The sequence below is a fragment of the Paenibacillus sp. FSL M7-1046 genome, from assembly GCF_038007405.1.
GTDB lineage: Bacteria > Bacillota > Bacilli > Paenibacillales > Paenibacillaceae > Paenibacillus_AQ.
On record NZ_JBBOXB010000001.1, the window covers coordinates 1,372,568 to 1,393,238 of the forward strand.

Genomic DNA, 20,671 nt, shown 5'->3' on the forward strand with positions numbered 1-20,671 from the left:
AATTATGTCAAGATATTTGCTATATCATTTATCTCCAATAAAAAAAGTACTCACTGAATTTCTTCATGTAAGTACTTTTATTGATACATACTTCTTATTAAACTAGGCATTCCGCAGTCGAGTCGCCTTCCTTTAGCTCCGGCTTTAAAATCACCTTGTGATACTTGTGGTCAGGGTTCGGGGCCTCTTCCAGCATACTCAACAATATCTTGGCCGCCTCTTCGCCCATAATCCCCTCTGATTGAGATATATACGTTAATGCTCCCGGCTCGTCCATACCAGGGGAGGGATCATCGAAAGTGAGAATAGAGATATCCTGCGGTACCTTAAGTCCAATTTCTTTGCAGATGGACAGGATATGTAGCCCTAATCTGCCGTTGAGAGTAATAAAGGCGGTGGCCATCCGGTTTTTGATAAATCGATAGAGCGGATGCTCCGTATCCATCCCCTTATAATCCACGTGAAAGTCTGTCAGAATAAGCGCCGGATTAATCAGTGCCTCTTTCTTCTTCAAACCATCCATGTAGCCGTTAATCCGATCCTCCACAGTGATCGTTGGAAGCGGGGAGTCTGAACAAATCGCAATATCGCGGTGGCCGAGGTCCCACAGATAATCTACAGCAAGCTTTCCGCCGATCATGCCATCGCTGCGAACAATATTGGTTTCCACTCCCGGAAAATAACGGTCAATCAGGACAAAAGGAAACTTGTTCTGCTTAAGAGACAGAATTTCCTCATTATAGGTTTCTGTATCGCAAGGAAATATAATCAAGCCTGCTGCACCATTTTTAATTAGGTCGAGGATTGCTTCTTCTTCCCGTTCGATAGAGTTGAAGGTTTGAACAATGTGCAGGCTATATTGGCTCTCCTCCAATATATTATTAATCCCCTGGATCAACCGGATGGAGAAATAATCGACCAGAACAGGCATTACTAATCCAATTATTTTTCTTCCTCCACCTGCAACTGAAATGACAGTATTCGCTGTCTTGTTGGCAGATACGACTGTCGGTCCCAATGATGTATAGGATTTATCTACTGGCAAACCCTGCAACCGGAATTCGGATTCAAGCTTGTTCTTGTGATGAGATACAATTTCGTGAATCTCCTCGCTAACAAAGCTGCCTTTTCCGGGAACACGATAAATCCAGCCTTCCTTCGCCAGTTGCATAAGAGCATTAGCAACCGTTATCCTACTGACGGAAAATTGTTCCATCACTTCTTTTTCCGAAGGAATTTTATCATTCTCTTTCAATTCACTATTCAAAATAAGACTTTTAAAATACTCCTGGATTTGTACATACAGCGGCTGCCTTTCGTTATACATAAAATTGCTCACCTAACCTTCTTCAATTATTAATTATGTTATATCATTTATGTCATTTAGTCAATGTATATCATAATGTGTGGGGTCCAGAAAGGGAGAGCAGGACGGAAATGCTGATTGCAGAAGACCCCCTGAATGAAGAGAAGAGGCCGGTATTCTCCTTGATCAGCTCATAGCTGGCGCGGATCGCCATCTGCAACCTTATCCTCTGTTGTGTGGAGAATACACAGTTTCATGTGATTACATTGGATTACGCAGAAAATATCTTTAAACCGGGGAACGTCATTTATAAAATGACCGAAGAGGAAGAGCTTTAAGCTCCAATAGAAGAGATCCTATAGAACGCTGTCTGCCTGAAGGGGACGGCAATATATTGCGCATTAGCAGCAAGTGAAGGTTGCTATCTTGAGATGGCTATCGGGTGGTGAACAATTGGAGCCTTCCTATCTAATCTCCACTACAATTTGTTTGATTGCAGCTGCGCTTATAGTCAGGCTGGCAAGGGTGTCCAGCCAATGATCGCCTGCGCTGACAAATTCAATTTCCAAATCCGCCGCAGGCTGGTTAAGCGCAAGAACGGCTCCTGCGCTGTTTCCACTGTCGAAAATGAGCATACTGCGCTGGATGGCGGATATGCTGTAATGATTTTGCCTGAGCATATAGATGATGCGTAGCCTTGCAATTTCTTCATCTCCATAGACGCGGGATTGATCAGGCTGCCGCGGAACACAGATCAGCCCGTTGCGCTCCCAATTGCGCAACACTTCCGGTGTGACTCCTAACAAAGAGGCGGCTTCCTTATGGCTATACACATTCCCTGTGCCGGGCAGCTGGCCTTTCTCGGTCCAATTCTTAAGCAGCGACGCTGTTTCCAGTGCAGAGGCATATTCCTTCTCCAATAGATGCTGATAGGCTTCAGCATTGGTTAACGCCAGCTCCACATCCCATGATTTAAGGGCAGCTGCAACCGAAAAGGCGGTGTTTCTTAGAGTGCGGTTGGTATAGGGGGTACCGAAGATCAATCGGCAAACCCGAAGCTGTGTAAGATGTCTGTATGTAAACTGCCGATAGCGGTTTTCCGTGCGTTCTACCGGTGAGATCAGCCCTATTCGTTCATAAAACCTTATCGTATTGGGATGTACGCCCAGCTCCTGAGCGATTTGTCCTGTCCTATAAAATGCTTCACCGGATGTATTAAGAATCGGCTTGGGCTTCGCGGCTGATTCACCGGGGATAAACTTCATAATCTCTCCAATGTCACAAGCAAGCGCTGTGCAAATCCGGGCCAGAACGCCAAGATCGGGACGCTTGATTTCATTGGTGATATACAGATTCAGCTGACTTCTCTGAACGTGCGCAAGCTGAGCCAGCTTCCCGCTGTCAATGCCTTTCCTGCTCATGACTGACCCAAGAATAATATCGAAGTGTCCCCACTGTTCCGGCATGCAACCACTCCCTCTGGAAAAAAGATACATCTGTTATACCACAGAAAACAACAGCTATCAAATAGAACCCTCCAGTTTTGCACCACCCCTCCCCCGGCATGATAAACTCCTGTCATCAAAGGAGGATGAATCTATGGCGTATCATATCGAAGCAAATGGACTAACAAAAACATATCGTATTCCAGTCAGGGAAGCCGGCCTTCGTTCGGCGTTCGGCAGCTTGTTTCGTCCGCAGTTTAATGAAGTTAAGGCTGTAGACGAGGTGAGCTTTGCCATAGAACGCGGTGAAATGGTCGGGTTCATCGGGCCGAATGGCGCAGGCAAGACCACGACACTCAAAATGCTCTCCGGGCTGCTCTACCCGACTTCGGGCAGTGCAACGGCGGCGGGGTTTACCCCCTGGCAGCGCAAACCCCAATATCTCAAGAAGATCAGCATGCTCATGGGCAATCGCAGCCAAATGCAGTGGAATAACACCGTGTATGATACGATGCACATTTTCAAAGAGATCTACGGAGTGCCCACAGCGGATTTCAAAAGACATCTTGTAGAGCTTGGGGACATGTTCGATGTAGGTAAGCTTATGCAAAAACGAGCACGCAACCTCTCGCTCGGTGAACGGTCCAAATGCGAATTTATTGTCACCCTTCTGCATAAGCCGGAAATCCTGTATCTGGATGAGCCGACACTTGGGATGGACGTGACAATGCAATTAAGGCTGCGGCAATATATGAAGGAATATAACCAGAAATTTGGTACAACGGTTATTCTGACAAGCCATTATATGTCCGATATCACTTCGCTTTGCTCCAGGGTGATGCTGATCAACGGCGGACATTTGGTCTATGACGGTAAGCTGTCCAGCCTGACGGACAAGATCACACCATACCGGATCATCAAGCTGACCCTTGAAGAAGAGAATCCTCCGCTGAGCCCGGAGAGCCTTCAGATAGATGGAATTCCCGCAGAATGGATTGAGAATAGCGGGAATGAACACACCCTCCGGGTAAAGAAAGAGGATGTCGTCAGGGCCAGCGGAATGCTGATGAGCAGGTATATCCTCATTGATTTCGGAATCGCTGATCCCCCCATTGAATCAGTGATTGACACTATATACGCAGAGGGGATCACTGTATGAATATCCGCGGCGGAATAGCGATGATTCGGGGCCAGCTCTTCAATTTCATGTCGGAAAAAGGATTCTTCTGGACGCTTGCACTCGGCTGGATGATCGGACCTGTGATCTATATGATCGTCTGGTCGACGGCTGCGTCATCCGGCACAATCGGGGGATATGACAGGAATGCCTTTGTTCTATACTATCTGTGCCTCATCCTTATCAATCAAATGACGTATCCGACGACACACTGGTCAACGGCTCAAGCGATACATAATGGCTCGATATCCTCAGCGCTGCTGCGTCCGTTGCCTCTTATTTATGGAGCGGTCGGACAAGAAGCAGCTGTCAAAATGGTGTGCATCCCGTTTGTCGCGGTTGTGGTTACGCTGCTCGGGTTATTGCTGGGCGTGCAGGCCAGTTTTACATTTGTGTCCGTAGCTGCCGGCCTTGCGGCCCTTATGCTTGCACTCATGATTCGCTTTCTGCTCGCCTACATCCTGTCCCTTCTCGCTTTTTGGACACAGCATTCCTCGGCACTGCTCAGCGTCAACGATACCTTCATCTTTCTGTTCGGCGGACAGGTGGCTCCGCTTGCCTTGTTCCCCGGACAGCTTAACCAGCTTACGCATTTTCTGCCCTACAGGTACATGATCTCTTTCCCGGTGGAGGCGCTTATGGGCACATTAAACCGTGAGAGCATGATCCGGGGCTTCACCATGCAGCTGCTCTGGACTGCTGTATTGATGCTTGTGTGTTATGGTGTAAACCGGTACGGCCAGCGTAAATATTCGGCAGTGGGAGGATAATCATGAGATATTTCAGACTAATCTTTACCTTCATGAAGGCGGCGTTTCAGAATGAGTCAGCATATCGGCTGAACTTTGTTATGAATTTTTTAAGTGCGGTGTTAGGTCTGGCAGGCGGTATTGGGGGAATTTATATTCTCTACGTCAACAATGAGGTCCTTAACGGCTGGACGATGCCGGAGACTCTGGCTGTACTCGGCGTTTACATGCTGGTGCAAGCCGTAAAAAATGTTGTGATCGGCCCCAGCATGAATAAGCTTGGCGGCATGGACGGCGAGATTGAAAGCGGGACGTTTGATTACACCCTATTGAAACCTATATCGACCCAATATTATATCAGTGTGCGGGAATGGTCTCTCTGGTCGATTTTGCATATCGCCGTTGCCACAGGTGTAATCCTTTTCGCGATAGACGGCATGAACAGCGAAATTACCCTCCTAGCCGCTGCTCAGTTTCTGCTTGCACTAGTTATTTCACTCGGAATTCTGTACTCCGTGATGCTGATTCTGAGCTCTGTCGCTTTTTGGTACAGAGGGACCTACATGTTGTGGATTATGGAAGATATCCTGCAAGCGGGAAGGTATCCGATCGGCATCTATCCGCGCCCGCTCCGGTTGGTCTTGACATGGGTGCTGCCTGTCGGGTTCATCGTATCGGTTCCGGCTGAAGCACTTGTCCAGAAAGCTGAGCCCCTCATGCTTGCGGCAGGGGCCGTACTTATGGTCATCCTTTTTACAGTTGCGACACTCTTCTTCAACCGCAGCCTCCACAAGTATTCCAGCGCATCCAGCTGAACAACCAATTTGGATGATCCCGACGAAAAACTGGGCTGGAAGCACCACGCTGCCTGGTTGCTCCACTTTTACGATGGCAGCTTCCCAGTTGTACAATTCAGCTTTGAAGCGTAATCGCTCTAACTCTTATACGACGTAAAGAGAACGTCCATTTCAGGATGTTCTCTTTACGTATTTTAATCGATTGCATAGCCGATCGTCAGGATGAACCCGTACAGCTCGTAGCCAATCTGAGTATATAGGCGAATGGCCTTCTGATTGTTTCCATGTGTGCCCAAGGTGGCGATTGATTTGCCCTGCTGCTTCAGATGCTCCAGAGCTGTGCATATCATGCTCCGGGCGACGCCTTGTTTCTGCCATTCCGGTATGACAAAAACACTTTCCGTTGCGCTCCGCTCATCCGTGATGCGCCATGTGGACGTGTTGCCGATCAATTGATTGCCAGCAAACGCACAAAAATTGACCATTTCCGGCGATCCCTGCATCCAGCGTAAATGGTTCATACTCCACGCGACACCGTCAAAGGAAGCAAGCTCAGCTTGATGGTACTGTTCCAAAGCCTCGCTGTTATCTAGTAGAAATGGCAGCACCTGCACCCCTCCGGTAAAGGATAGCGGGGAATGTCCTGACTGAGGTCGAATCTAAATACGACAATCGTGTCCCGGATGGTAAATCCGCGGGCCAGGTAGTAGCTCAAATCCTTGAGATTATCCGCATCTAAATATTCAGCCAGTACAATGCGCTTGTCCAGATGCTCGGCTTTAATTTCTCTGGACCGTATAATTAACGCATCCGTCAGGGCATCTTTGATCTGTTCATCCTCAACACCGTCCGCAAATAGGATTTGAAACTTTAGATATCGGATGAAATCCTTATCTTCATCATGTCCAGCCGCATGAAAGGTCTCATGCTCCATCAGGTGGGCAACTGCTATAATTTTATCTTCCCCACTCACTGCGCATAACATATTTCTCTTATCCAGATCGCCATGATACAGATAGGTCATATTAAGAACAAAATCCAGGCTCCCGATCTGCTCCGCATCTTCTTCTTTCGGATTTCGGATTACAAAGTCCTTCATTACTAGCATCGCCCTCCAATTTTCTCGGGTACCGCTTACTTTCCTAATTCAATATTGACTGAGTACACTGCACCCGGCAAGGTAGACTTTAAATATAGTCATCTATAGCTTTCGTTTTTCTTCATTTTTGCATGGTATAGTAAAATATCTAATAGGAAATAAAACACAGTTTAGTGAGAGGTGGAAGCTAATGAAGGAGCCGTATACAGCAAGGCTTGTGCTGTTCGCACAAAACGCACAAAGTATCAAAAAGGAGTTCCCTTGGCAAAATGCGCTGGTCAGCCGGTTAGCGGCATTATTGTACACAACAGAGGATAAGGTTGCAGATGAAGGGGCGATCCGCGCCAGCTATGAGCTGATCAAGGAGAACACCGGCCTCTTCTCCTCATTCAGGGGGTCTTCTGCAATCAGCATTTCTGCCCTGCTCTCCCTTTCTGCCGACAGGGAAGGACAGCTTAGAAACACGCTGTCCGTATATGACATGTTGAAGGATATCAAATTCTATGGCTCCGATTATCTGGTCGTGGCGGCTTATCAAATTGCCGCAAACCAAGCGCCGGATCAATATCTGCGCACGGTAGAGCGGGCAAAGCGGTTTTATGACTACATGAAGGCGAAGCACCTTTTCCTCACGGGGCAGGATGATTACATCTTCGCCGCCATGCTCGGCCTGTCCGATATCGATATCGAAAGCGGCGTGGAACGGATGGAGCAGCTTTATGCCACGCTTAAGCCCGAATTCCGGTCCGGCAACAGCGTGCAAGCCTTGACACAAGTACTGGTTCTTGGCAATCAAGCCAAGGCGGCGGCGGACCGAGTACTGGCCTTACGCGATGCCTTCCTTGCACAAAACATCCGCATGGACAAGCAATTCACCCTCTCTTCGCTTGGCGTGCTGTCCCTGCTTCCCCTAAGCAGGGAAGACATTGTGAACGATGTCTCCGGGACCTTCGAATTTCTCCGCACGCAAAAGGGGTTCGGCAAATGGTCGATCACCGAGCAGGAGCTGCTGCTGCTGTCTGCTGCGCTGGCAGCGATTAAAGGGGTGGATGAAGTGCAAAACGGTATCTTGAACACGGTGCTCTCCACCAGCATTACCAACATCATCATTGCCCAGCAGACTGCAATCACCGCAGCTGCGGCTGCTTCGGCTGCCGCGGCGGCCTCGTCAAGCTGATGACGGGAGAAAATCGGGAACGCATACGCCGGATTACAACCAGAACGGAAGCTCTGCTATCCGGTCTATTGGACATTTGGGAAGCATCGGTACGCCTTACCCATCATTTTCTCTCTGAACAGGATATCGCTGCTCTTCGGCCTGTGGTTCTTGAAGGACTCCGGGAAATCGGCCATTTGCTTGTGTTCACCGATGAACAGGAGCAGCCGCTGGGCTTCATAGGGGTGCAGGATCATAAGATTGAGATGCTGTTCGTAGCCCCTGCGGCGATGGGGCAAGGCATCGGCAGAAAGCTGGTTGCCCGGGTTTTTCAAGCACTGGATGTACACGAGGTGGACGTGAATGAGCAGAATCCCCAAGCTGCAGGGTTCTACGAGCATATGGGATTTCAAGTGTTTGACCGTTCAGCATTGGATGGGCAGGGAAACCCTTTTCCTATCCTGCATATGAAATTATCGTCCCTTATTTGACAAAAAGCCAGCCGATATCGGCTGGCTTTGCTCATATTGTTATCAAGCGTTATTCCACTGACTTGAGCGCCTCAATCATATGAATCCGTTTGAGCTTGATATGCATGAAAACCATAACAATCCCCGAGAACAACAAGGTTAACAGCGCGGCATACACATAGCTGGGCCACTTGATGATTGGGGCGAACATCGTCGCATCCAGCTCAGCCGTCCTCAGAACGAAGCTGTGCAGCAATATGCCGAGCCCGGAACCGGCCACAATGCCGAGTACACTCAGCAGAATATTCTCGCGGTAAATATACAACGTTACTTCCTTATCATAAAAGCCCAGCACCTTGATCGTCGACAGCTCGCGGATCCGCTCGGACACATTGATATTGGTTAAGTTGTAAAGTACGACAAAAGCCAGTGCCGCCGCTGACACAATGAGCACCAAGGTTACAACGTCCATGCTCTTCATGGTATCGTCGAAGGCGGAGCCTACACTGCTGGAGAAGCTGACCGCAGCAACACGCTCACTAGCCGTCAGCTTTTCACTGAGTCCGTCTTCCCAGGCTGCATCCTGCACGCCATAGTTCAGCAGTTCTGTGTTGAATACCGGTTCTTTCCCGAATACAGAAGAATAATACGCCGGTGTCATGTACACATAGTGCATCACATAGTTCTCCGTAATCCCCGCGACCTGAATCTTGAAGGTTTCGTTCTTGTTGTCCACGACGGTTAACTTGTCGCCCGGCTCCAGCCCGTACAGCTTAGCCAGCTTCTCCGAGACAATAGCCCCCTCGTCCGTAAGCTTTCGCCCTTCTCCACTTATCCGGTCCCGCAGCTCCACATATTCGGATAACGAATCAACATCTGCTGGTATGAACAGATTCACATCCTGGTCATTTACACCGCTGGCGCGTGCGGTCATCGTTTCCTGCGCCACATTCAGCGTCCCGGTAATGGCGGACTCCCCGGTGATCAACTGCTCATAGGCATTCCGTGAACCGGCAGACACATCATCATGCAGCGCTACAAGCGCATCATATTTCATAATCGTGCCGAATTGCTCTCCGGCGATGCTGCCGATCGAGTCCTTAAGGCCAAACCCGGTCAGGATCAGCGCCGTACAGCCGGCTACACCGAACACAGTCATGAACATCCGCTGCTTGTAGCGGAACAGATTCCGTGCGGTAACCTTCTGGACAAAATTCAGCCGTTTCCAGACAAAGGATATCCGCTCCAGTATAATCCGCTGCCCGCTCTTCGGCGCCTTCGGACGCATCAATACGGAAGCGTTGCTGCGCAGCTCTACCCGGGAAGCAATCCAAGCCGTGAGCGTAGTGCAAATTAGCGCCACAATTACGGAGAGAATGGAATACGAGGGATAGAAGCTCTTGACGATATCCGGCAGGTTATAGAGTGAACTGTACGCATTATAGATAATGGTAGGCAGCAGGGTGAAGCCTACGGCAAGCCCAACTACCGAAGCCGCCAGACTGGCAAGCGTGCCATAGACCATGAATTTGGCCATAATGTCACGGTTACCATAACCAAGCGCTTTAAGTGTTCCGATCTGCAGGCGGTGCTCCTCAACCATCCGTGTCATGGTCGTCAGGCTGACCAGCGCAGCAATCAGGAAAAAGAACACCGGAAATACGCTCGCAATCGCCGACAACCGGTCAGCGTTGTCTTTATATTCGGTATACCCCGGACTTACATTCCGGTCTGTGACATAGATTTTGGGCAGCTCCAGCGCTGCGAGCTGCTGCTTGGCAGCAGCCACCTCCAGGGGGCCGCCGGACAACGCTTTCCCGCCTTCCGCCCGCAGCTCCGCAAGCCGCGCTTCCGGCACGCCGGATAACGCCTGCTCCACCGCTTGGGTATGCTGTTCGATCAGCGCCTCATACTTCGGCGAATAAGCCTTCAGCCCGGCAGTATCCGTGAAAGACAGATAGGCTTCCGTATAAACCGGCAGCTTAAAGTCTGCCTCCGGGATAGCGGCGAACGCATCCGCCGTGCCTTTGCCAATCGTACTGGTCCCCCGGTTGTTCTTCTCAATAAACTGGGGGCTCCGCACAAAGCCCACTACGGTATAATCCAGTGTCCCGAAGTCGTCTGACAGCTCAGTATCCTTACCGTTTCTGCTAAACGTTACCTTGTCTCCCAGCGCATATTCTCCGGCCAGCACGTCATCCAGCACGATTTCTCCGGAATGCTCCGGTAGATGTCCTTCGATCATGCGGTATTGGTTAAGCGTTGCATCTGTATTGTAGGAAAAGACCTTAAGGATCAAAGCATTGCCGCCGGCGAACACATCCGCGCTGTAACCCGGCTGAATCTCACCGATCCCCGGCACATCCTTCAGCAGCTTAAGGTTGTCTTCGGTCAAACCGTAGGTGCTCTGCACTTTCAGATCCATCAGCCCCGTCTCCCGGTAAAAGGTTCCGGCGGTATCCAGCATATCCGGCCCGGCTGCCTTGATTCCGGAGAAAAAGCAGACGCCCAGCATAATAATTGCAAATATTGAAATAAAGCGGGCCTTGGTGTGCCCGATTTCACGAAAAATATCTTTCCATAGCGCTCGTTTTTTCATAGATGCCTTCTCCTTACCATTCGATATCGTCAACGGATACCGGCGAAGGATTGGTTACCATCTTCCGTACCTTAGCGTTGTTGATCTCAATGACCCGGTCTGCCATCGGGGCAATCGCCAGATTATGCGTGATTACGATGACCGTAGTTCCGGTATTGCGGCAGGTATCCTGCAGCAGCTTCAGCACCTGCTTGCCGGTGTTGTAGTCAAGTGCGCCTGTCGGCTCGTCGCAGAGCAGCAGCTTCGGCTGCTTAGCCAGCGCTCTGGCAATCGCGACGCGTTGCTGCTCACCGCCGGACAGCTGAGCCGGGAAATTATCCAGCCGCGCCCCCAGTCCTACATCCTCCAGCACCTTACGCGCATCCAAGGCACGCGGGGAAATCTGCGAAGCAAGCTCGACATTTTCCAGCGTTGTCAGATTGGGCACCAGGTTGTAGAACTGAAACACAAAACCCACGTCATTGCGGCGGTAGCCTGTTAACTCCCTGGCACTGAACTTGGCAATGTCCGTACCGTCCACAATGACCTGGCCTTCGTCAGCGGAATCCATTCCGCCAAGAATATTAAGCACGGTCGATTTACCCGCGCCGCTGGGACCGACAATGACGGCAAATTCACCTTTATTAATCTCAAAATCAATCCCGTCGTTGGCGACAATCACATTCTCGCCCATCCTGTAACGCTTGTACTCACCCTTTACGGCAACAAAGCTCATGCCTCATCCTCCTGTCTCTATCCGGACCAAGCCAGTTATCATTCTATGTACATTTCAATACGCTGTCCGGTGCGGCTGCATATGGTTTCAGTTTATCACAAATACAAAGTTGAGGCCCGCCGGGTCTCGGCAGGATCAGCGGATCCGGCATCGTGTGATTTGTTATAGGAGAGGCCGTATGCTAAGTTAGCAATATCTGTTTATATCATTTTATTTTGCTAGGAGGCCGTGAAATGGATTACGCCAAGTCAAAAGCTGCCCTTGCAGACGAAGCAGCTTCATACGTCGAGAACTATAAAAAGTACGCATGGTTTCATCAGCCCCGCTCCATTTATGAGCTGGACACACTGAAACTTCTCCAGGTCAAACAGATCACAACCTACGAGCCTTTAAAAGAATTCGCAAATCTCAAGAAGCTTGAATTCGGAACCACAAATTCCAGGCTGACCCTGCCTGACCTTGCCGGCCTGGACTCCGCCACGAGTCTGGAACATCTAAGCTTTATAAGTAAAACAACGATTAAAAAGAATATAGAGGCCCTTTCCCGGCTTGAGCATCTGGAATCTCTGCAAATGTTCTATGTCCAGCACACGCTGCCCGATCAATTGCTGTCCCCTCTTAAATCCTTAAAGTCGGTCAGTTTCTCCAAGCATAATTATGACAGTCAAACCGTTCTCCCGGACAGCCTGGAGACTATCAGTATGAGCTTTGATGAGATTGAGGCTGTACCAGGCTTTGCACCCGCCGCGGGTGTGAAGAAGGTTGCTTTGGGAGGGCAAACCTGCCAGCTGGAAAGCTTGGATTCTTTCAGGGTTTTTCCAAATGTAGAGGAAATCAGATTGATCGCTCCTAAAAAGCTTGTGGATCTTTCATATGTTTCACAGCTGAGGAAACTGAAGGTTCTGGACGCTAATTTTGCTGCCGCAAGTGATCTAAGTCCCTTCTACCAGCATGACAGCATTGAGGAAATACGGCTTAGAGGCTCATCTGTGGAGAGTTTTCAAGAAATGGGGATTTGTCCAAACCTAAAAACATTGTATCTGGAAAAAACAAAACTGAATTCCATCGAAGGCATACGGGAGCAATTCCCCCATTTGGAGCTGCTTTGGATATGGGGAACCAAAGTAAAGAATCTGGAAGCACTGACCGGGATGTCGTCGTTAATCAACCTGGATCTGACTATGCTCAAGCCAAAATCATGGGAATTCATCTCCACCCTGACCGGGCTTGAAACACTGGATTTATGCAAAACCTCATTTTCGGATCCCAGCCTACTCCTGAACCTCCCTCATTTGAAGAAGCTCAGACTGTCAGGAAGCAATGTGGACTCCCAGTCTAGTGAATATAAGGAATTAGAAGAGGCAATAACCGGGCGAAACGGTAAGCTGAGTTAGTAATGAACCTGACCGCCAGTAGACTATGAAGAGTGCTCCCCCGGCTGTTCGTCGGGGCACTCTCCCGCTCTCGCCGCGGTAATAACGGACAGATAAGCTTCTATCATATGCCGGCTAATATTCATTTCGTTAAGATATAAATCGGCCAGTTTTTTTTTGAACCGCAACAGCATCTCCCGGTCGTCAGCAGCTTCGGGGACGGGAGTATACTGTACCAAAAACACTGTTCTAGCCACATCATATAGTAAATCTCCATGACACACGTTCATGAAGTCAATAACAACGGGCTGCCCGCTTACGAGCAATATATTACCGGGATGAAGATCGCCATGGCAAAGGGTGTCTCCATCCTTAAGTTTATCCAGAATCCCGCATATTTGTCCGTGATCCATTCTTTTAGACGACGGAACATTTAATAGATGATATTTTAGAAATTCTTTGTAATTCAATACATCACTGACTTTGTTCTGAAGAATTGTCTTATGCAGTCTTGCCATATATTCAGCACAGCCCTGAAGGTCGCCTGTCCTCAAAACCCAATCCAACAGGGATTCACCATCCACTTTCTCATATATAATGCCCATGCGCTCTTCGCAGCTAATCATTTCATAGGCCTTTGCTTTGGCAAAGCTCAAATCATTGATCATTCTGGTGTTTTGAAACTCTGTTTCCACAGCACTTTGGGGATAACCCGAGGCGAAAAGCTTAAGCACTTTCCCTTCTTCCCATTCATATACGGTCGCCGTATTACCCTCACCAATGATCTTCCCATATTTCATTTAGATCACACTGCCTTTTCATATTAATTTTTTCGAAAAACACGACAATTTTAGATGATTGAAATGAACAACAACAGGTTGGAATAGTGCAATAATTCCGGGGCAGGTCGTGGTATTATGGCAGCATAAACCAAGAATGGAAGTGTTTTTTTATGCACAAGGATCTGGAAGCAGCCTTTAACAAAGTCGTAGAGATTTTAAAAAAAGATCAGCGCTGCAAAGGCGGCTGGCACTATGGGTCGATCAGCAGAGGGGCAGAAGATATTTATTCGGATTATGATCCTGTTTTTCTGGTAGCGGATAAGGACTTTGAATCTTTTGCCGCAGATGTGCCCACAGTTCTTGCCGCTGCTTCAGATGAGCTTTTAATTTTTTGGGGCGAAAGCTTTAATAATGAGTATTTCAAAAATTACTGTAGTGTGCTTCGTATAGGCAGCCAGCTGCACCAGTTCGATTTCTTCATTATTAACGCTGATTATCCTGAAGAATGGATGTGCAGGCAGCATTGCAAAGGCTGTACAAGAGATCAGCTTATTTTTGACAGAGCCGGTGAAACAGCAGCATTCCTTGATCAGGGTTATCGTACAGATAATAATCTTCCCGACACTGTAAGGGCTATGGATACTTACTGGTTACATACAGAGATGTTGATTAAATACTTTAAGCGAAAGGATTTATTTAAAATCATCAAGAACATGGATGTGTTGTTCCATTCGCATGTAGACCTGTTGTTAAGCTGGTATGATACGCTGGACTGGGGTGCTTGGGAGAGCAAAGTAAAACTTTGTGTGCCCGAGGAGAAGCAAGAACATCTGAAAGCCTATTATACAACTGCAGAATTTCAAGATTTAGAAGCTGCTGTCAAAAAAAGCATAGCCCTATTTCAAGTGGACGCGGCAGAAATATGCAAGGCTAAGGGTATTGAGTACCCTGACAAAATAGCTGCGCAGATTACTGCATACTTTCATAACAGAATAGACTCAGAGGCTTAGGGATCATGATCTTGGCAACCGGTGTTTCCTGCTGTTTAGCGGGGAATCAGCCGGCTGTATTGCCTGGAGAGAAACTTCATATAGATCAGCAAGTATTTGCGGCTGATGAAGGCAATTCCACCAACAAACAGGCTGAACAGAAGGGCAACAGGGATGCTCCACGCGTAGGGAACTTCGTAGCCGTTACCCAGGTTCATATTGATCCAGGAAACGCCGAAGCTGCGGATCACCCCTGCCAGCAAGATCAAAACTGCGCTAAAGCCAAAGCCATAAGCGATAGTAGCCAGGATCGGAATAATCATGATACTTAGCAATCCGGTAGTGCAATAAAAAGTCACCATCTGCCACAGGGATTTCAGCGACAGGCTCCTGCCCCGGCCCATCATATATTCACTTTGGTAAGCCTTGGCCAGCTTGCGCGGATTGCCAAGTCGAGCTAATATGACCGCCTCCGGCTGGCCGCTCGCCATGCCGTCGGCTATGCTGCTTTCAATTTCCCGGACAGCATCTACCCGTTCCTCCTCAGGCAAAAAATCCAATGCCTCATAAAACCTGCGCAGATAATCATTCGAGTTTGTTTCCATTTGTGTTTCCCTCCAACTGAACATGTATTTGCCGCACCTGATTACCTAATCAATACAGCTGAATTTGCCCGATAGCACCTACAACCTTGCTCCATTCCTCTGTCATGGAAGCAAGCAGCTCGCGTCCAGGCGGGGTGAGCGAATAATACTTGCGGCGCGGACCAGTCTCCGATTCCTTCCAAAAAGCTTCTAAATAATTCTCCTTAAGCAGCCGCCGCAAAAGAGGATAAAGCGTACCTTCATTAACGGCCAGCACCTCCCATTGACCCAGCGCCGTCACAAGCTCATAACCGTAACGGGGCTGGCTGCTGATCAGCTGCAGGATGCAATATTCCAGCAGCCCCCGGCGCACCTGAGAAATCCATTCCGACATATCCAAAGCCATCCCCCCTTACACTACTATAATACCACACAGTACTGTGCGGCGTACACTAGTGAACAAACTTTATTTTCCTGTTTTTCTATGACTACCCCAAACAACAAATGATAACGGTTTCAAGATAACTAAAGAAGAGAGGCTGCCTAATGAGTTTAGCAGCCATCTCTTCTACATTATAGATTCCAGCAAATATCTCAATATGGTTTTACATCATACGCCTATACGTTTTTACGCACTTTTTCTTTGATCGGCATCAACAGATCCAACTGGATCGTGCTGTCATCCGCCGCAAGCATGTACTTGTGGATGTAATTCAGATGTTCCTCCAAAAGACCGCTCATGTATTCGGGATCTCCTCCCGCATACTCGTATATTTCGTTGTTCTTCACCCACTCGCCAAGCCGCTCCCATTCGTCGAAAGCTCCCATGGGAATCATATGGGCGGCATAGAGGCCACCGGCAAAGGTTTTCTTGACAAAGGGTGCCTCCACTGACAGCTCATCCGGAATGGTGATCCATCTTTCATAGCCATGATCACTCCCATCTGGCAGTTGCCCATCCGGATGATTGAACCCGATATGACGGAAATCCGGCTTGATCTGCGGCAGCTTGTTTTTTTGAATAAACTCATAAATCGGTTCCTTCCCCTCAAGCTCCGCTGTCTTCCCAATAATGTGCAGTGCGGCTACCGACATCGGCGGCAAATAAAGAATCCGCACCTCCCTGTCCGTCAGCTTCTCCAGCCGGTCGTTCGCCTGATTTAAATCCTCCATCGTCTTGTCCTCCTTGAAATGGATTTTGCTTGTGATTAAGGAGTCGAACAGCGGCAGGATGGACACATCATCTAGCAGATTCCGCTTCAGATTCAGCTGAGTACTTTCATTCAGTCGGACGATGAACGTGTTCAGAATGGTGCGTATGGTAGAGAGCGCTGTAATTTCATCCGCTACCTGCTTCAGGTTCTGTTCAAACGTTGCGATGATTTCCGCCGAATCCTTGCTCTCCAGAATCACAATGATTTGCTTTAGTGGAATCCTAAGCTTCCGCAACACCACGATTTGCTGCAGACGCAGCACCGTTTGGGCATCATAGGTCCGGTATGCATATTCCGCTACCTTTGTACTTTGGATCAGTCCGATTTGCTCATAGTAGCGCAAGGTGCGCGTAGAGAGCTTAAAGCTTTTGGATATCTGGCTAATGGTCTGAAGCTCCATGCGACTCCTCCTCTCAGGGTCATTGTAAAGTGCGACGCGACGTCAAAGTCAAGGACCCATATTCAACCCGTTCCTTCTCTAATTCCGCAAAATCAATCAAACCCCCTTCGAAAGAGTTCAATTGATTGTAACAAGAAAATATTCCAGTAGCCGATACTTGGCCGTTTGATAATGTTATAATCACCTTGATTTATTCATTCTTTTTCCAGCAAGAGTGAAAGAACATTCAGAAACAGGTGATTAGATGTTCGAACTAAAATGGCTGTGGCAGAACCTGGAGGGAAACCGTACGCGGTACATTCTGGCGCTCTGCCTCTCGGTGGTAGGCTCAAGTCTTACGATCGTGAATCCGTACATCAGTCAGCGCATTGTCGACACGTTCATAGCCGGCGATAATGCGCAGCAGAATCTCACACAAGAGCGGGGGCTCTTGATCGCGCTCTGCCTGGGCATGATCGGCTTTTCCCTGCTCCGCACGGGTCTTGCTTATTTGACAACCATGCAGTACGAAAAGTCCTCGCAGAACATGATGTACAACATCCGTATTTATTTGTACAACAAGATTCAGGGACAGGACAGGGAATATTACGACCATAACCGCACCGGCGACCTCATGACCAAGATGACCGGCGATCTGGACATGGTCCGGCACTCCATGGCATGGATTTTCAAGACGATCATCGAATCGTTAACGATTTTCCTTGCTGCCGTTATCTATTTTTTCACGATAGATGCGGAGTTGACGCTGTGGATGCTTATCCTGTCGCCACCGATTTTTATCGTGGCCTTCATCTTCGCCAAACGCGTCCGTCCAATGTATATTGACCTGCGCGAGCGGCTGTCCCAGCTTAACACCACTACACAGGAGAATATTTCAGGCAACCGTGTAGTCAAGGCTTTCGCCCGCGAGGAGTTCGAGATCGAAAAATTCACAGAGAAGAATGTCAACTATTCAACAGCTAACAAAAAGGCTGCCCTGGTATGGCTTGATTATTTTCCTTATCTGGAATCCTTCGCTCAGGGCTTCAACGTCATCCTGATGCTGGCTGGCGGGCTGTTCCTTATGGAAGGCCGGATCACTTTTGGTGAATTCGCTGCCTTCTCTTCGCTCATCTGGGCCATATCCAACCCGATGCGCAACATTGGGATTATTATCAACGACATTCAGCGCTTTTTTGCCAGCTTGACTAAAATCATCGACATCTATTATGCCCGGCCTAATATTGTAAACGAACATAAGTCCATACAGAAACGCCGTTACGAAGGCCGCATTGAGTTCGATCAGGTGCGCTTCAAATATGATAGCGCTACCGTGCTGGACGATGTCAGCTTTACAGTTGAACCCGGTGAAACGATAGCGATCATGGGCTCGACGGGATCGGGCAAAACGACAATCATCAACCTGATCCCCCGCTTCTACGACGTATCCGCAGGACGTGTGCTGGTAGACGGCGTGGATGTCCGCCAGCTTGAGCTTGATGAGCTCCGCGACAATATCGGCATGGCAACCCAGGATGTACTCTTGTTCTCCGATACCATCGACGGCAACATCGCCTATGGCGACCCCGATCTTCCGGAGGAAGAGGCCATGGCCTATGCCGGGCTTGCAGCTGCCCACGACTTCATCTCCAAAATGCCCGAAGGGTATGACACCGTTGTCGGGGAACGTGGGGTTGGACTGTCCGGAGGACAAAAGCAGCGTATTGCGCTGGCGCGGGCCTTGGCGGTCCACCGTCCTATTCTGATTCTGGACGATACGACCTCTGCCGTTGACCTTGAGACGGAGGAACACATTCAGAAAAGTCTGCGCGATCTGGACTATCCCTGCACGAAGATCATTATCGCGCAGCGGGTGTCTACTACCTCGCAGGCTGACCGCATTCTCATTCTGGATGGCGGACGCCTGATTGAAGAGGGTACCCACGCCGAGCTGCTGGCGAAACGGGGCTACTACTACGATGTGTTTATGCTGCAGAATGAGGGTATTGGAAGGCAGGTGACCGCTAATGGCAAGGAATAAATTCGACGTCGATGAGAATCTGGAATCGCCGTTTAATATCAAACACTTCCGTCGTGCAATGGTGTATATCAAACGGAAGAAAAAGCCCATGATCTTTGCGTTTGTGCTCAGCGCGATTTCAGCGGCCATTTCACTGTCCGCTCCTCTGATCATGCAGCATGTCGTCGACGTGACCATTCCCGCCAAAGCCAAACTTCCGCTGCTGGGCTGGTCCGCGCTGATGCTTGTGACCATCGTGGTCAGTGTTATTCTGGCTACCTATCGCTCACGCATCATGACAAGCGTCGGACAGGACATTATTTTTGACATCCGCACGGATTTGTTTAAGCATCTGCAGGATTTGCCTTTCAAATATTATGATGACCGGCCGCAGGGCAAAATCCTGATCCGGGTCGTGAATTACGTCAATTCGGTTTCGGATGTGCTGTCCAACGGTATTATCAACTTTGTTCTGGAAATCGTGAATCTGGTCTTTATTGCCGCATTCATGTTCGCTGTCGATGTACGGCTCTCGTTCGTTATCCTGGCAGGACTGCCCGTATTCTTCGGCATCATGCTGCTGATCAAAACCCGGCAGCGCCGGGCATGGCAGGCGGTGTCCAACAAAAGCTCCAATCTGAACGCCTACCTGCAGGAAAGCATCAGCGGCATCGGCGTCACCCAAATGTTCAACCGTGAACAGCGCAATGAGGGAATTTTCACGCGTCTGGCCGGCAATTTCCGCAAGGAATGGATAACAGCGGTGCGTTTCAACATGCTGATCCCGTTTAGCGTCGACAACCTGAGCACCATCGTTACAACGATGATCTTTCTGGTGGGTCTCCTGACGCTGGACCCTGTAAATGTCACCTTTGGTGTGATTCTTGCCATGAGCAGCTATGCCGCCCGCTTCTGGCAGCCGATTCTGAATCTCTCGAACCTGTACAATAACTTTATCAATGCCGTCGCCTACCTGGAGCGTATCTTCGAAACGCTGGATGAGCCGGTTACCGTCAGCGATATTCCGGATGCGAAGACACTGCCGCCTGTACAGGGCCACGTCACCTTCGACAACGTAACCTTCGCCTATGATCCAGGGCTTAACATTCTGGAGAACATCTCCTTTGATGTTCTGGCAGGACAAAGCATCGCCCTGGTGGGGCCGACAGGCGCAGGCAAAACAACGGTCGTCAATCTGATCTCCCGCTTCTACAATCTTACCGGCGGCAGGATTCTTATGGACGGACAGGATATCTCGCAGGTTACGCTGAAGTCCCTTCGCAGCCAGATGGGGATCATGCTGCAGGACAGCTTCATTTTCTCCGGGACCATCCTGGATAATATCCGTTACGGCAAACTCGATGCTACTGAGGAAGAAGTGATCGCTGCGGCCAAGACCGTTTGTGCCGACGAATTCATCCGTGAGTTTGATCAGGGTTACCTGACCGAGGTTAATGAACGTGGCTCCAAGCTCTCGCAAGGACAGCGGCAGCTCATTTCGTTCGCCAGAACACTGCTGGCTGATCCGCGCATTCTGATCCTGGATGAAGCGACTTCTTCAATCGACGCGAAAACTGAACGTCTGCTCCAGAAGGGCCTCAATGAGCTGCTTAAGGGACGCACCTCGTTCATTATCGCGCATCGCCTGTCCACCGTAAAAAACTGCGACCGCATTATGTATGTCGCAAACAAAGGCATCGCGGAAAGCGGGTCGCATGACGAGCTTATAGCACGCAAGGGCCACTATTACCGGCTTTATACGGCGCAGAAGATGGAAGCATAGCCACTAAATCAAACTCAGACATTATTCTATAGCT

19 protein-coding genes are annotated in these 20,671 nt (G+C 49.2%); 9 read left to right on the forward strand and 10 right to left on the reverse strand.

From position 1 onward, the window contains the following. Positions 1-97: 97 nt before the first annotated feature. Both NYE29_RS05830 and NYE29_RS05835 read right to left on the reverse strand, forming a co-directional pair. Positions 98-1,327, reverse strand: a complete 1,230-nt coding sequence (locus tag NYE29_RS05830) for a GntR family transcriptional regulator (RefSeq protein WP_340894809.1) — start codon at positions 1,325-1,327, stop codon at positions 98-100. Between the two features lie 443 nt (positions 1,328-1,770). Then, the gene (locus tag NYE29_RS05835) at positions 1,771-2,772 is read right to left on the reverse strand and encodes a MerR family transcriptional regulator (protein WP_340894811.1); all 1,002 of its coding nucleotides are present in this window, start codon (positions 2,770-2,772) and stop codon (positions 1,771-1,773) included. Positions 2,773-2,905: 133 nt separating this feature from the next. Between NYE29_RS05835 and NYE29_RS05840 the strand changes: the two genes are divergently transcribed. The 3 genes from NYE29_RS05840 to NYE29_RS05850 are packed head-to-tail and all read left to right on the forward strand — an operon-like array spanning position 2,906 to position 5,492. Next, a complete protein-coding gene (locus NYE29_RS05840) occupies positions 2,906-3,910 on the forward strand; it encodes an ABC transporter ATP-binding protein (RefSeq protein ID WP_340894812.1) in 1,005 nt (334 codons plus the stop codon). Then, on the forward strand, positions 3,907-4,698 hold the full coding sequence (locus NYE29_RS05845) for an ABC transporter permease (protein WP_038585969.1): 792 nt from the start codon (positions 3,907-3,909) through the stop codon (positions 4,696-4,698). The genes NYE29_RS05840 and NYE29_RS05845 overlap by 4 nt, the downstream gene beginning before the upstream one ends. Before the next feature lie 2 nt (positions 4,699-4,700). Next, the gene (locus NYE29_RS05850) at positions 4,701-5,492 is read left to right on the forward strand and encodes an ABC transporter permease (RefSeq protein WP_076110279.1); all 792 of its coding nucleotides are present in this window, start codon (positions 4,701-4,703) and stop codon (positions 5,490-5,492) included. A gap of 176 nt (positions 5,493-5,668) precedes the next feature. Here the strand turns inward: NYE29_RS05850 and NYE29_RS05855 are convergent, their stop codons facing one another. Both NYE29_RS05855 and NYE29_RS05860 read right to left on the reverse strand, forming a co-directional pair. Continuing rightward, positions 5,669-6,082 (reverse strand): GNAT family N-acetyltransferase, encoded by a 414-nt coding sequence (locus tag NYE29_RS05855; RefSeq protein WP_340894815.1) that lies wholly within the window; start codon positions 6,080-6,082, stop codon positions 5,669-5,671. After that, positions 6,064-6,573, reverse strand: coding sequence for a hypothetical protein (locus NYE29_RS05860; protein ID WP_340894816.1), 510 nt, complete (start codon positions 6,571-6,573; stop codon positions 6,064-6,066). Before NYE29_RS05860 ends, NYE29_RS05855 begins: the two co-directional genes overlap by 19 nt. 190 nt (positions 6,574-6,763) lie before the next feature. Between NYE29_RS05860 and NYE29_RS05865 the strand changes: the two genes are divergently transcribed. Next, on the forward strand, positions 6,764-7,750 hold the full coding sequence (locus tag NYE29_RS05865; RefSeq protein WP_340894817.1) for a DUF4003 family protein: 987 nt from the start codon (positions 6,764-6,766) through the stop codon (positions 7,748-7,750). Next, complete coding sequence (locus tag NYE29_RS05870; protein WP_340894818.1) at positions 7,750-8,220, forward strand: GNAT family N-acetyltransferase; 471 nt, start codon at positions 7,750-7,752, stop codon at positions 8,218-8,220. Before NYE29_RS05865 ends, NYE29_RS05870 begins: the two co-directional genes overlap by 1 nt. A gap of 49 nt (positions 8,221-8,269) precedes the next feature. Here NYE29_RS05870 and NYE29_RS05875 read toward each other — a convergent pair whose 3' ends face one another. Both NYE29_RS05875 and NYE29_RS05880 read right to left on the reverse strand, forming a co-directional pair. Beyond that, a complete protein-coding gene (locus NYE29_RS05875) occupies positions 8,270-10,798 on the reverse strand; it encodes an ABC transporter permease (RefSeq protein ID WP_340894819.1) in 2,529 nt (842 codons plus the stop codon). Positions 10,799-10,811: 13 nt separating this feature from the next. Further along, a complete protein-coding gene (locus tag NYE29_RS05880) occupies positions 10,812-11,513 on the reverse strand; it encodes an ABC transporter ATP-binding protein (RefSeq protein ID WP_076110274.1) in 702 nt (233 codons plus the stop codon). 233 nt (positions 11,514-11,746) lie between these two features. Here NYE29_RS05880 and NYE29_RS05885 point away from each other — a divergent pair, with 233 nt between their 5' ends. Further along, positions 11,747-12,907: a hypothetical protein gene (locus tag NYE29_RS05885; RefSeq protein WP_340894820.1), complete on the forward strand. Its 1,161-nt coding sequence runs from the start codon at positions 11,747-11,749 to the stop codon at positions 12,905-12,907. A 23-nt stretch (positions 12,908-12,930) separates the two neighbouring features. On the opposite strand, the gene NYE29_RS05890 is transcribed toward NYE29_RS05885, so the two are convergent. Continuing rightward, positions 12,931-13,686: an aminoglycoside phosphotransferase family protein gene (locus NYE29_RS05890; protein ID WP_340894821.1), complete on the reverse strand. Its 756-nt coding sequence runs from the start codon at positions 13,684-13,686 to the stop codon at positions 12,931-12,933. A 152-nt stretch (positions 13,687-13,838) separates the two neighbouring features. On the opposite strand from NYE29_RS05890, the gene NYE29_RS05895 reads away from it, so the two are divergent. Further along, the gene (locus tag NYE29_RS05895; protein ID WP_340894822.1) at positions 13,839-14,678 is read left to right on the forward strand and encodes an aminoglycoside 6-adenylyltransferase; all 840 of its coding nucleotides are present in this window, start codon (positions 13,839-13,841) and stop codon (positions 14,676-14,678) included. Between the two features lie 35 nt (positions 14,679-14,713). Here the strand turns inward: NYE29_RS05895 and NYE29_RS05900 are convergent, their stop codons facing one another. From NYE29_RS05900 to NYE29_RS05910, 3 genes are all read right to left on the reverse strand, one after another. Then, positions 14,714-15,262: a DUF1700 domain-containing protein gene (locus NYE29_RS05900; RefSeq protein WP_076110270.1), complete on the reverse strand. Its 549-nt coding sequence runs from the start codon at positions 15,260-15,262 to the stop codon at positions 14,714-14,716. A 49-nt stretch (positions 15,263-15,311) separates the two neighbouring features. Further along, on the reverse strand, positions 15,312-15,647 hold the full coding sequence (locus NYE29_RS05905) for a helix-turn-helix transcriptional regulator (protein WP_081965672.1): 336 nt from the start codon (positions 15,645-15,647) through the stop codon (positions 15,312-15,314). A 212-nt stretch (positions 15,648-15,859) separates the two neighbouring features. Next, entirely contained in the window at positions 15,860-16,855 is a 996-nt protein-coding gene (locus NYE29_RS05910) for an effector binding domain-containing protein (RefSeq protein WP_340894824.1), read from the reverse strand. A gap of 244 nt (positions 16,856-17,099) precedes the next feature. On the opposite strand from NYE29_RS05910, the gene NYE29_RS05915 reads away from it, so the two are divergent. Then, entirely contained in the window at positions 17,100-18,875 is a 1,776-nt protein-coding gene (locus NYE29_RS05915) for an ABC transporter ATP-binding protein (protein WP_076110268.1), read from the forward strand. After that, entirely contained in the window at positions 18,862-20,637 is a 1,776-nt protein-coding gene (locus NYE29_RS05920) for an ABC transporter ATP-binding protein (RefSeq protein ID WP_038585936.1), read from the forward strand. Before NYE29_RS05915 ends, NYE29_RS05920 begins: the two co-directional genes overlap by 14 nt. Positions 20,638-20,671: the final 34 nt, after the last annotated feature.